This is a genomic window from Streptomyces sp. NPDC002935 (assembly GCF_040611295.1).
GTDB lineage: Bacteria > Actinomycetota > Actinomycetes > Streptomycetales > Streptomycetaceae > Streptomyces.
Window position 1 is genome coordinate 48,806 of sequence record NZ_JBEXNW010000048.1, and the last position, 12,603, is coordinate 61,408.

Annotated in this window: 8 protein-coding genes and 2 pseudogenes; 4 read left to right on the forward strand and 6 right to left on the reverse strand. The window is 70.6% G+C overall.

The features are described 5' to 3' along the window. Positions 1–5: 5 nt before the first annotated feature. A complete protein-coding gene (locus tag ABZX90_RS39665; protein ID WP_355213206.1) occupies positions 6–2,171 on the forward strand; it encodes a bifunctional serine/threonine-protein kinase/ABC transporter substrate-binding protein in 2,166 nt (721 codons plus the stop codon). A gap of 3 nt (positions 2,172–2,174) precedes the next feature. Here the strand turns inward: ABZX90_RS39665 and ABZX90_RS39670 are convergent, their stop codons facing one another. The 3 genes from ABZX90_RS39670 to tnpA all read right to left on the reverse strand — a co-directional run bounded on the left by ABZX90_RS39670 (position 2,175) and on the right by tnpA (position 6,652). Further along, the gene (locus ABZX90_RS39670) at positions 2,175–5,081 is read right to left on the reverse strand and encodes an AAA family ATPase (RefSeq protein WP_355213208.1); all 2,907 of its coding nucleotides are present in this window, start codon (positions 5,079–5,081) and stop codon (positions 2,175–2,177) included. Positions 5,082–5,154: 73 nt separating this feature from the next. Beyond that, complete coding sequence (locus tag ABZX90_RS39675) at positions 5,155–5,847, reverse strand: hypothetical protein (RefSeq protein WP_355213210.1); 693 nt, start codon at positions 5,845–5,847, stop codon at positions 5,155–5,157. A 376-nt stretch (positions 5,848–6,223) separates the two neighbouring features. Next, positions 6,224–6,652 carry an IS200/IS605 family transposase gene (gene tnpA / locus ABZX90_RS39680; RefSeq protein WP_355213212.1) on the reverse strand — a complete coding sequence of 143 codons (429 nt, stop codon included), beginning with the start codon at positions 6,650–6,652 and terminating at the stop codon, positions 6,224–6,226. A gap of 23 nt (positions 6,653–6,675) precedes the next feature. On the opposite strand from tnpA, the gene ABZX90_RS39685 reads away from it, so the two are divergent. Continuing rightward, on the forward strand, positions 6,676–7,914 hold the full coding sequence (locus ABZX90_RS39685; RefSeq protein ID WP_355213214.1) for an RNA-guided endonuclease TnpB family protein: 1,239 nt from the start codon (positions 6,676–6,678) through the stop codon (positions 7,912–7,914). Positions 7,915–8,074: 160 nt separating this feature from the next. On the opposite strand, the gene ABZX90_RS39690 is transcribed toward ABZX90_RS39685, so the two are convergent. The 3 genes from ABZX90_RS39690 to ABZX90_RS39700 all read right to left on the reverse strand — a co-directional run bounded on the left by ABZX90_RS39690 (position 8,075) and on the right by ABZX90_RS39700 (position 10,777). Next, positions 8,075–9,097 carry an IPT/TIG domain-containing protein gene (locus ABZX90_RS39690; protein ID WP_355213216.1) on the reverse strand — a complete coding sequence of 341 codons (1,023 nt, stop codon included), beginning with the start codon at positions 9,095–9,097 and terminating at the stop codon, positions 8,075–8,077. A 169-nt stretch (positions 9,098–9,266) separates the two neighbouring features. After that, positions 9,267–10,013 (reverse strand): IPT/TIG domain-containing protein, encoded by a 747-nt coding sequence (locus tag ABZX90_RS39695; RefSeq protein WP_351130571.1) that lies wholly within the window; start codon positions 10,011–10,013, stop codon positions 9,267–9,269. A 584-nt stretch (positions 10,014–10,597) separates the two neighbouring features. Next, the gene (locus ABZX90_RS39700) at positions 10,598–10,777 is read right to left on the reverse strand and encodes a hypothetical protein (RefSeq protein ID WP_351130569.1); all 180 of its coding nucleotides are present in this window, start codon (positions 10,775–10,777) and stop codon (positions 10,598–10,600) included. 32 nt (positions 10,778–10,809) lie between these two features. Between ABZX90_RS39700 and ABZX90_RS39705 the strand changes: the two are divergent. Beyond that, positions 10,810–10,968: pseudogene (locus ABZX90_RS39705) on the forward strand (VOC family protein); the annotation flags it as partial. A 1,356-nt stretch (positions 10,969–12,324) separates the two neighbouring features. Then, positions 12,325–12,477, forward strand: a pseudogene (locus tag ABZX90_RS39710) (IS1380 family transposase); the annotation flags it as partial. Positions 12,478–12,603 lie beyond the last annotated feature (126 nt).

Sequence of the window (12,603 nt, forward strand, 5' to 3'; positions counted from 1 at the left end):
TGCTGATGGAGCCGTTGCGCGGCGCCGACCCGGCCAGGATCGCGGGCTACCGGCTGCTGCGCCGGCTGGGCGCGGGCGGCATGGGTGTGGTGTACCTGGCCCGCTCTGCCGGAGGCGCGCTCGCCGCGGTGAAGGTGATCCGTGCGGCGTACGCGGACGACGCGGGGTTCCGGGCCCGTTTCCGCCGTGAGGTGGAGACGGGGGGCCGGGTCGCCAACCCCTGGGTGGTACCGCTGCTCGACGCGGACCCGGACGCGGAGTCGCCGTGGCTCGCCACGGCGTTCGTGCCGGGGCCCTCGCTGGCGGAGGCGGTGCAGGAGTGCGGGCCGCTGCCGTACGGGACCGTCCGCGTCCTGGGCGCGCGGCTGGCCGAGGCGCTGGACGCGGTGCACGGGGCGGGGCTGGTGCACCGGGACGTCAAGCCCGGCAATGTGCTGCTCGCCGTCGACGGACCCCGGATGATCGATTTCGGTATCGCCCGGATGCCGGAGGACACCGCGCTCACTGCCAGCGGGATGGTGGTCGGCTCCCCCGGGTTCCTCTCCCCCGAACAGGCGCAGGGCAGGGGCCGGGAGATCGGGCCGGCCAGTGACGTCTTCTCGCTCGGCTGTCTGCTGGCGTACGCCGTGACGGGCGAGCGCCCCTTCGGGCATGGCTCCGCGGCCGGGATGCTGGTGCGCACGGTCCATCACGAGCCGGAACTGGACGGCGTACCGGAGCCGTTGCTGACACTGCTGCGGGGGTGCCTGGCGAAGGAGCCCGGCTCCCGGCCGGCCGTGGCCGAGATACGTCGGGCCCTGGACGGTACGGGCGAGGGCGGGGGCTGGTTGCCGGAGTCCCTGACCCGGCTGATCGCGCGCCGTTCGGCCGCCGTGCTCGCTTTGCCCGCCGTCGACGCGACCGAGGTGTCCGGAGCGTCCGGGGCGACGGTGGCCGACGCGGCGCCCGGCGATGAGACGGCCGTCGGCCCGGGAGGCGCCACGCGCCGCCGCTTTTTGGTACTGGGCTCGGCCGCCGGGGTCCTGGCGGCCGGCGCAACGGCAGCGTGGTGGACGGCGAACGGCCCCGGCCGTACCTCGGCCCGGGGAAGCGGAACCCGGCTCCCGCGCCTGGTGGTCGCCCTGCACGCCGACCTGAGCGGCAGCGGCCGTACGACCGGCCGCGCCCAGGAGAACGGCGTCCGGCTCGCCCTTGACCACCTCAACTCCCGCGCCGGGCGCGGCTTCGACCTGGCGCTCCAGGTGCACGACGACGAAGGCAGCGCGACCCGGGCACGGCAGGTCGCCCGGCGGCTGACGGCCGACGGCCGGGTCCGCGCGGTGCTCGGGCCGACCACCGACGTTTGTGCGAAGGCCACCCTCGGCCTCTACCAGCAGGCACGGCTCCCGATGGTCACCGTGTCGGTCGGACTCAACGAGGTGGACCCCACCAAGTACCGGGTGTACGCGGCCACCCGCCCCGATGACGCGACCCTGGCGGCGCCGGTCGTCAGGTACCTCGTCCGCACCGCCGGGGCCCGCAAGACGGTGCTGATCGACGATGGCGCCGAGGGCGACTTCAGCTGGCGTCTGTGCGCCGGCGTCGACGAGGCCGTGCGATCCACGGTCCGGCGCACCCTCGCCGCCGAGGACGACGCGGACGGCGACTTCCGGGCCCTCGCGGAGTCGGTGACGGATGCGGGAGCGGACGCGGTGGTGTTCGGCGGCGGGTACGCGCGGGCCGCGCGGCTGGCCCGGGCGCTGCGCTCCGCCGGCTACTCCGGTGCGCGGCTGGCCGGCCAACGCGCCCTCGACCCCCGCTTCCTCACCTCGGCGGGCGACGCCGCCGACGGATGGATGTTCGCCACCGCCTTCCTCGATCCGGCCCGGGTGACGGCCGCGAAGTCCTTCGTCGCCACCTACCGCGCCCGCTTCGACACCGCACCGCCCTGGTACTCCGCCGAGGCCTACGACGCGACGCTCTTCGTGGCCCGCGCCATGACGGCCCTGGGCGCGTCGCGCGCGGAACGGGGCGCGATCATGGGCCGGTTGCGCGAGACCGACTACCGGGGGATCACCAAACGGCTGCGCTACGACGCGTCCACCGACCGGTACACAAACGCGATGTACCTGTTCCGGGCGACCGGAGGCGCCTTCCGCTGTCTCGGCGACTACCGGGACGCCACGGCCTGAGTTTCATTGTTCACGCGCGCGCCGGTCCAGGACCGTGCGCGTCATGAGGCCCGCCAGCGCCGAGCGGGACGGCACGGAGGTCTTCCGGTAGATCGCCGACAGGTGGGTCTCGACCGTACGGCGGCTGAGGTACAGCTTGGTCGCGATGGCCTGGTTGCTCAGTCCTTCGGCGACGAGTTCCGCGATCTCCCATTCACGTGCGGTCAGTTGGTCGAGTTCCGTGGGAGCCAGGGGTGCCTCCTCTGCTTGGGGACGCACGAGCGCGGCCAGGTCGGACAGCAGGCGCGCGCCGCCGTCGTCGGCGATACGGCGGGCCCGCTCCCACATCGCGACGGCGCGCGGACGGTCGCCCGCGGCCTGTGCCTGGGCCGTCGCCAGCAGCAGGGAGTACGCCTCCCAGAGCCTCGCGCCGGAGGGTGCGTACGCCTGCGCGGCACGCTCGAAGAGGTCTGCGGCCGCGCGGGCGTCACCCTGGTGCTGGGCGAGCGCCGCCTCGGCCCGCAGTGCCGCCCCGCGCTGGCCGTGCAGCCCCATCCGGTCGGCCTCCTCGACGGCTCGTGCGGCCCAGCGCGCGGCCTGCTCCACGTCGCCGATCGCGAGGGCGGTGCTGACGAGGGTGTCCAGCTGGCCTGGGCGTATGGAGGGTTGCAGCCCCAGCAGTTCAGGACCGCCCGCCCTCAGGATGGCGTCCTGCGCGCGGTGCGGGTCGCCGCTCACGAGCGCCGTGTGACCGAGCACGCAGCCGGCCAGCGACGCCCACCAGTGGCGGCTTCCGCCGGCCGCTGCCACGGCCTCCTCGGCGGTCAGCAAGGCCCTGGTGTCGCCCAGGGGGCGGTGCGGGAGCAGGATCAGCGCCTTGAAACACAGGGTGAAGGCCAGGAGATCGCTGCTGCCGATGGCTCGTGCGACGGATTCCGCCTCCTCCGCCGACTCCAGGGCGGACGGCAGCCGACAGGTGTTGAGGTGCACGAAGGCCTTGCTGCTCAGCAGGTGTGGCAAGACGTGGACCTGGCCGCTGCGACGGGCGATGTCCAGCCCCCGGTCGGCGTGGCGTTCCGCGTCGGTGTAGCGCTCCAGCAGGGCTTCCGCCCAGGCCAGCCACACCAGCGACTCGCACAGTTCCGTGAGGTTGGGGTCGGTCAGACCGTCGGCGAGCCCGGCGGCGGCATCGGCGAACCGGCGGGCCACCTCCGTCTCCCCTTCGTAGGCCTCGCCCAACGACCCCAGCGCCAGGGCCCCCATCTCTCCCATGAGGTCGCCGTGGGAGCGGGCCGTCGCGAGCGTCCGCCCGATGTCGTCGCGTACGTCGGGGTAGGAGACGGTGTTCAGGGCCGCCATGCCCAGCGCGAGCCCCAGGGAGACCGCCTGGCGGGGCTCAGGACCAGGGCTGCGGACCAGTTCCCGTTGCAGCAGGGCGATCGCTTCCGGGGAGTGGCCGAGGTGCCGTTCCATCATCGCGCACAGCGCTATCGCATCCCCGCGCAGCGATGCGTCGTCCGGCCCGGACCTGCTGATCAGCGTGTGGAGCAGATCGCGGCTCTCCCGCAGGCTGCCGCCCACGCCGAGGGCTCTGGCGCGCGCCAGCGTCAAATCCCCACGCTGCTGGGCGTGGGCGGGTGCCTCCGGCATGAGCCGCAGGACGACCTCCAGCAGATGTGCGGCGGTAGCGGGCGCCGTGTGGGCGAACTGGGCGGCCGCCTCGCTCAGCACGGCCGCCGACACCGGATCCCAGCCGACCAGCGACCTCTCGACATGATGAGCCCGCTCGGCGGCGGAGGCTCCTGCCCGCGCCAGTTCGTCCGCCGCGCCCCGGTGGATCTCGGCGCGGCGCGGTGCGGGGGTGTTCTCGTAGACCAGTGCCCGCAGCAGCGGATGGCGCAGGGTCCAGCGCCCGTCGGACCCCCTGCGCAGCAGATCCCGTCGCGCCAATGCACCGATGCAGTCGTCGAGTTCCTCCGCCGTGGTGGGTCCGGTCGTCAGGCTCAGCATCGCGGGCGTGGCATGGTCACCGAGGACCGCCACCGCTTCGACGGTACGGCGCTGTGCCTCGGTCAGCGCGGTCAGTTCGTCCAGCAGCAGCGAACCCAGTCCGCTCGGCACGCCGGACGCGGTGTCGTCGTGGGCCCGGACGGTGGTGCCGCGCGACGACGCGCCGTGCCGGTAGGCGTGCAGGAGGGAGAGGAGATAGAGCGGGTTGCCTTCGCTGGATTCATAGATCTTGCCGGCGTCGCCCGGTGGCAGGTCGCAGGCCAGCGCCTCGATCGAGTCCTGCTCGGGCAGCGGCCGCAGCGGCATGCGCAGTACGGCTCCGCTGTCGACACCGCGTGTCAGAGCGGCGGCAAGCGAGTGTGGCGTCTGCCGTTCGCGCCGGGCCACTACCAGCAGCACCCGGCCGGACGCGGGGTGTCGGATCAAGTGGTCCAACAGCTCCAGGGACGCGGGATCCGCCCAGTGCAGGTCGTCCAGGGCCATCACCAACCCGCTCCGCTCCCCGAGCCTGGTCAGCACTTCCGTGACGGCACGATAGAGGCCGAATCGATCGCGGTTGCCCGTGCCCGACGCGGCGCCCTGCACACTGTCGGCGCCGTACAGCACCGGTGCCGCCGCCTCGGGTACGTCGTCCGAGTCGAGAAAGACACGATCGACGTCGGCGAACGCGTCCGTGAACGTCTGGAACGGAGTGTGCCGCTCGTACTCCGTGGCCCTGCCGCGCAGCACGGTCAGCCCACGCTGCCGCGCCCGCGCACAAAACTCGCTCAGCAGCCGGCTCTTCCCCATACCGGCGTCTGCGGCGATGTCGACCACGGCGGGGACGCCGTCCTGCCCCAGACCGGCGATCACCGAGTCGAACCGCCTCAGTTCCTCGGATCTGCCGACCAGCATCGTCGCCGTCCCGTCCAACGCTGGCACCAGCGCGTCTCCATTCCCACCGATTTTTCGTGATCATTCCAGAGTGGTCCCCTGGGCGGCCGGGCCCCGGCCATCAGACCTGGGCCGGTGCATTTCCGCTGGATGTGTCAGCGACATGGGCGGCCCGGACCCGCCGGAGCGCTCCCCTCAGCCCCACCAGCGCGGCGGCAGTTCCGGCGCCAACGGGAACGACCGGCCAGTACACGATGCTGTTCCCGAAAGCCGCGCACACGATGAGCACGAAGATCGCCGCCACCCCGACGACGAACCCGAACCCCCAGGGCCCCAGCCGGTGCTGCCGCTCCAGCCGTACCCGGCCGTCGAGGCCGGCAAGGTACGCGGCGGCGGCCAGGGCGAGGGCGATCAGATAGCCCGTGATCAACGGGTAGAGCATGAACAGTGCCATGTCCCACCCCCCGGGGTGCCAGCCGGGCCACACGTCACGCCCGTCGATCTCCACGACCCGCCCGTGCCATAGGCCCGCCTGGACCCGCTGTCCCTCCTGGAGGTCGTTCGCGGAATCGTTCGGGACGCCGTTCACCGTCTTCGTCTCGTCGCCGACGCGCAGTTCGATCGTGTACTTGGTGGTGACCATCCAGTCGCCGCTACCGCCGTCCTGGCCTCCGCCGTCTCTCCCACTCGTCGTGTGGGACGTCAGCTTCGTGATGGTGGCCTCGGCCGTGTGCAGCGTCCCGTTCGACCGTGCGTGCGCGACGCCCGTCTCCTCGTAGGTGCGCATGGCGAGCAGCAGGATCAGGGCAGCCATGACCAGGCGGAATATCCAGCGCAGCGCATGGCCTCGCACTGTCCTGGGCCGCCTCGTGCCCGGTCTCGTCCGCGACGTCGTGTCCCCGGTCTGCTCCTGCGTCATCGGGCCCCCTCGCCTTCCGGTCGGGGACAGACAAAAGCCGTCCCACCGGATCACACGCCGCACAGCTGACCATGGTTGCGGTCGACCACCCGGCCGTGACCGCGTCACCGATCGTCGTCGGCGTCATTCCTGCCCTTGTTCGTGCTGCTACCTCTGATCTTGCGAGAGTGCCCCGGCCTTCAGGCCGGGGGTGAATCGCATCTCTGGAATGCTCTGACCTCAGCCGTGGGCATGGATCCGCACTGCTGCCCGCGCCCATGGCTGCCTGTGCTCAGTCCGGGCGCTTCTGCTGCGCGATGTAGTCCTTGACCACTTGGAGTGGCGCGCCGCCGCATGAGTCGGCGAAGTACGAGGGTGACCAGAATCGGCCGTGCATGATGGCCCGGTTGACCCGGCCGGTGAACTCCGCGCGCAGCCGGCGCGAGGAGACGCCCTTGAGGCTGTTCACCAGGCCGGCCAGGGCGACCTTCGGCGGGTAGTGCACGAGCAGGTGGACGTGGTCCGTTTCGCCGCTGAACTCCTTCAGTTCCGCGTCGAAGTCCTCGCACACCTTGCGCATCACCTCTTCGCAGCGCGTCAGCATCTCCTCATCGAGGACGCCGCGCCGGTACTTCGTGACGAACACCAAGTGCGCGTGCAGGTTGAAGACGACTGTTCGACCCCTGCGGATATCGGGGTTTGGTTCCCATCGTGGCGACATAGGCCAAGGGTAAAGTGACCGCTATGCAGCTTCGGTACAGCTTCCGCCTGTACCCGAGCGCCGGTCAGCGCAGCGCGTTGGCGAGGGCGTTCGGGTGTGCGCGGGTCGTCTTCAACGACGCGCTCCGCGTCCGCGAGGAGGCCCGCGCGGCGGGGCTGGCGTTCGTCACCTCGGCGGAGCTGTCCAAGAACCTCACCGCCGCGAAGAAGACGCCGGAACGGGCCTGGCTCGGCGAGGTCTCGGCGGTGATCCTCCAGCAGTCCCTCCGGGACCTGGACGCCGCGTACCGGAACTTCTTCGACGGCCTCAAGGGCAAACGCCCCAAGATGGGCGCGCCACGCTTCAAGTCGAAGCGGGACAACCGGCAGTCGCTCCGGTTCACCGCGAACGCGGCCTGGCGGATCACGGTCGGCGGGAAGCTGCGGCTGCCGAAGATCGGCGACGTCACCGTGCGCTGGTCCCGCGCACTGCCGTCCACCCCGTCCACCGTGACGGTGATCAAGGACGCGGCCGGCCGGTACTTCGCCTCCTTCGTGGTGGAGACCGACCCTGCCGCCGACCTCGACCACATGCCGGCCACCGACGCCGTGGTGGGCGTGGACCTCGGTCTCACACATTTCGCGGTCCTGTCCGACGGCACGAAGGTCGACAGCCCGCAGTTCCTGCGCCGCGCCGAGAGGAAACTGAAGAAAGCCCAGCAGACGCTGTCCCGCAAGGAAAAGGGTTCCAGCAACCGGAACAAGGCCCGGCACAAGGTCGCCCGCGCACACGCCCGCGTGACCGACGCGCGCCGCGAGTTCCACCACCAGCTCTCCACCCGGCTGATCCGCGAGAACCAAGCGATCGCCGTCGAGGACCTGTGTGTCAAAGGACTCGCCCGCACCCGCCTCGCCAAGTCCGTCCACGACGCCGGCTGGTCGGCATTCGTGACCATGCTGGAGTACAAGGCCGCCCGGTACGGGCGGCAGTTCCACCGGATCGACCGCTTCGAGCCGACCTCCCAGGTGTGCTCCGTGTGCGGCGTGAAGGACCGTCCCAAGCCCCTCAACGTCCGCGCCTGGACGTGCGGAGCGTGTGGGGCCGTCCTGGACCGGGACATCAACGCGGCCGTCAACGTCGCCAAGGCCGCCGGACTGGCGGCAACAGCCTGTGGAGCGCAGGTAAGACGGGCACCCGTGCCCGCACAGCGCAGCGAAGCAGGAACCCACCCGAAGCAACCCACACGCCTTGTGCGGGAGCAGGCGGGAATCCCGGGCCTTTAGGCCCGGGAGGATGTCAATGGCCCCTGTGCCCGTTGGAACGACCGCCCCGCCCCGCAACGGGCAGCGCCACGGCCTCGGCGAACGGCACCGGCTTGGGCCGCCGCGGATGAATACGCGACATGGCCGCAGCACTTGGCCGGCCGCCTGGGCCGCCGGTGTGTCAGATCCCGGGCGGGGCCACGCGGGTGTAGGTGAGGCTGCTGCTGGTCCCTCCCTCGGTGGTGACTGTCACGGGCACCGGGCCGACAGGTCCGGCAGGGACCGCGACGGTGATCTGGGTGTCGGAGACCACCGTGAATCCGGCGGCAGCGGTACCGACCTTGACCGCCGAAGCGGTGGACAGTGCGGTGCCGCTCAAGGTGATCACTGCACCGGGCACAGTGGGGCCGCTGCCTGGATTCAGCCCGGTGAGGGTGGGGGCCGCGACGTAGGCGAACGCCGCCGGGTTGCTGGTGCCGCCCGGGGTGGTGACCGTGATCTGTGTGTTTCCCGTCCCCGGTGGCGCCGTCGCAGTGATCTGAGTCGACGACACCACGGTGAACGATCCCGCGGGCGTGGAGCCGAAGCGCACAGCCGTCGGGTTCAGCAGGTTGCTGCCGGTGAGGGTGACCGTTGTTCCCCCGGCTGCGGCTCCCAGACTCGGACTGGCGCCCAGCAGCACCGGCGGCGCGGCGTAGTAGAAGTACGCCGTGGGCGACACCGCGCTGGTCCCGCCCGGCGTGGTGACGGTCACCGGGGCTCCGCCCGGGCTTCCCGCGGGTGTGACCGCCGTGATCTGGGTGGCCGAGTTGACCGTGAACGACGTAGCGGGTGTTGCGGCGAACAGGACCGCTGTGGCGCCCGTGAAGCCGGTTCCGGTGAGGGTGACGGTGACGGCGCCCGATGTAGGACCGCTGCTGGGCGTCACCCCCGTCACTACCGGAACAGCGGCTGCGATGTAGGTGAATGACACCGCGTTGCTGGTGCCGGTGGGGCTGACGACGGTCACTGCTGCCGAGCCGACGCTGCCGGGCGGTGTGAGGGCGGTGATCTGCGTCGCGGAGTTGACCGTGTAGGAGGTTGCGGGCGTACTGCCGAACCGCACCGCGGTGGCGCCGGTCAGTCCGGTTCCTGTGACGGTGACGGTCGTGCCACCGGTCGTGGGGCCTTGTGAGGGACTCACCGCGCTGATGACTGGCGGCATGACGTGCTCCTATGGCAGCGGGAAGAAGAGGGAATCCGGTCCGCGCTGCGAGCGGCCGGAATCAGAGGGAAGTGCTCCGGGAAAGCGGGAGCAGAGAAGACTGCCGCTTTCCCGGAGCCCAGAGGCACCTCACCGCCGTCCGCTGACTGAACGGACGGCGGCTGTCCGGTCAGATGCCGGGGCCCGCAACGTAGGTGAAGGCGCCGACGGCGGTGTCGGACCCGGCAGGGTTGGTGACCACAACGTCGACCGCACCGGCCGTTCCGGGCGGGGTGACCACGGACAGCGTGGTCGCACTGACTACGGAGAACGGCGCCAGGGTGCCGTCGATGGTGACCGAGTCGGTGCTGTCGAGGCTGGTACCGGTGATGGTCACAGCCGTGCCCCCGGACGTCGGGCCGGTGGCCGGCGCGACGGTGGTGATGGCGGGGACGTCGACGTAGGTGTAGGACAGGCCGTTGTTGGTTCCGCCGGCCGTGCTCACGCTCACCCCGACCGGCCCGGGCGCCGCCCCCGCGGGCACGACGACGCTGAGCTGGCTGTCGGAGACCACCGTCGGCGTGGCGGTCAGCACTCCGAAGGAGACGCTGGTCGCGGTCGACAGGCCGGTCCCGTTGACGGTGATGGTGTTCCCGCCGGCGAGCGGGCCGGATGTGGCGCCCAGGGACGACTTGAACGGGGCTCCCACGTAGAAGAACGACACCGGGTTGCTGGTACCGCCGGGCGTGGTCAGGGTCACCCCGACCGTGCCCGTCCCGGACGGCGACACGGCGGTGACCTGAGTCGGTGAGACGTTGGTGACGCTGGTCGCCGATTTGGTGCCGAACTTCACGGCACTGGTGCCAGACAGGTTGGTTCCGGTGATCGTTACCAGCGTGCCGCCGCCGGTAGACCCCTGGTTCGGGGAGATGGGCATGAGTGTGCTCCTGACTCTCAGCAGAGGACGGGCGAACACGCGAACCAGCGGGCCATTTCCCAGCCTCAGCACACGCCTGTGGCCGGCAGGCGAGCTGACAGTCCGGCTGAGATTCTGTGGCCCCGTCGAGGCACATGAATGCGAAAAACGGCTTCCGCATCTGGCGGCGGGCGCACGGCCGAAAACGAAAGAACCGGCAGAAGCCGCCATTACCAGATTTCCCCGGTCAGGGATGGGCGGCCCACCGGTTCGCTACTCAAGTGACCCATATAGGCGCATGGATGACAAGACGCCAACTCCAGCATCACCCGAATGGGTCAATGTATGTGAAGGGCAAGAACCGGACCGGGCGCTCGTGTATTGCAGCGGCACCGGGATCGCTACGGCCGGACCCTGGCCCGGGACGCACCGCCGTGGGCGGCGCCGTCCGTGCCGCGTGAAAAGCTTGCCGGATCCGGACGGTCAGCTGTCGACGGTCCCGTGGTTCCCCGGTGCCGTGGTCACGCAATTCCCCAGGCGCCCTGGGCGGGCCGTGCCGGTCGGGCACGGTTGCCAGTGCCGCTTGCCAGGATGTGCGGATGCCCTCAACCGACCATCCCCTCGCCGTCTCTGACGATCAGTCGCGTGCCCACCTGCTGGGACTGATCGGCGCCATCGAACCGTGGGACGACCTGGAGCGCACCCATCTGGGGACCGCCACGCAGTGGATCGCCGGCGGAGCCCCGCTCCACCGGGTGCGCGAACCGGATGTTCCGGCGATGCATTTGTTGAATCCTCCCCCAGCTAAAGCAGGGGGAGGATTCAAATCTGCTTCAAGGTCGAGGAGGACTTGGAGGAGGCCGAGGCGCGACTGCTGGAGCTGGGCGCGGGCAAGCCGGATCACCAGCCTCATGAGGCCAAGGCGCGGATTCTCACCGATCCCGCCGGGCACCCCTTCTGCATCGTCAGAGGCTGACCGGGGGTCACAGGGCTTCGATCTGCTGGGCCGTGACGGTGAAGCTGAGCCATGTGCGCCCGGTGCCCGCACGGGCGCCTGCATACGTGGTCGTCGACCCCACCGGCACGGTGCCGGCAGGCATCACCCCCGTCGGGGCGCCGGAAACACCGCGGTCGTGGTGACGACCCCAGCGGGCAGCGCAACCGTCGCCGGCGGATTCACCTCCGCCCGACCGGTGCGCGGGCGGGGCCGGACGGCAGCCGGCCGTCCGGCCCCGCCCGCATGCAGCGAGCGTCCGGGGCAGCCCGGGGACGAGAACCCCGAGTACCCCGGGAAGGCATCCGGTGAAGGAAACGTTCCCCAAGCAGCCCTGTCCCCTCGGCACTCCACGGGCCACCTTCACCGCCCCTCCGGTTCCGCACGACACCGCCGAGGCCCGCACGCCGCGACGGCGTCCACCGAGACGGCGGGCTGCCGACCCTGGCCGAAACACGCACGGTGAACAGCAGCCAGCATGATCGTTACATCGCCGTTCCCGCCGCGCGCCACAGCCGAGAGGCGAGCGGCCGAGAGGCAGCCATACCGCTGCCGACCGGGGAACAGGCGAGTATTTTCAGCCATTTCGCAGGGGCTCGTCCAGGTATGCGCCCCCTGATGCGCCCCGCTGATCGGGTGACTAAAGATCACATGCCCTTGCGGCATATTCCACGGCCTGCGTCACTGTAAGTATCCAACCGGTGGGCAGCCCATCCCTCTCGGGGGGAGCGCGGCCTCCGGTATGGCCGCTGGTCTGCCTTGCGCGCAGGGCAGACCAGCGTCCAGCTCGATGTCGCGATGGGCGCCCCCTCAGAGGGAGTGGATCCCCCAGCCGGTGCCCCATTCCAGGGCATCGGCTGGGCGGTTGGGGAAGAGCACGTCCACCCTGAGGAACCGTCAGGCCGATGAACGCCAGCTCCGCACCGCCGAGTCGGCCCGATTCCGCGGACGCGGCGCAACCCTGCCCCGAGCAACCACCTGGGGCCACAAGGAGGACACATGCCTGCTCGCGCACAGGTACCGCTCAGGCAGCGGATCGCAAGCAGCGGCGCGCCCTTCGTGGACGCCCCCAACCCGCGCGGGGATCCATCAGAGCTTCGGATCAGCCCGGTATGACTGCTCTCGCTGGCTGCCTGATCGCCTCTGGGTGATGCGGCGTGTGCTTCCGGTACGGTTCGCAGCATGACTGGCGTGTTCGACGTGGCCCAGGCTCTAGCCTCGCGCTTTCATGAGCGTGCTCGTCCATGTCTTGATCAAATAAGCGGAGAGTGCTCCTGACCTGCAACGATGGGACTTGTCTAGGGTCCTGTCGGCTGCATGGGAAGAAGCACTCTCCAGGTGAGTAAGCGTATCGGGTTGTACCCGCGTGTCCGCGTCGAGGGCGGTGGCAGCGGGGTGGTCTCGCAGGCCGGGGCCGTGCTGCTGGTCGAGACGGTTCGCAAGTCCGGTCTGGACACCGCGATATCGGCGGCATTGGCGCCGTGGCGCAAGCCGCGGACGGTGGTGACCAGCGGCTCGGCCACGCCACGTTGACATCCTCTCGGGCCTAAAGGCCCGGGATTCCAGTCTGCTCCCACTGCGGCGACGCGGTGGGCAGCTCCTGGCGGGTTCCTGTTT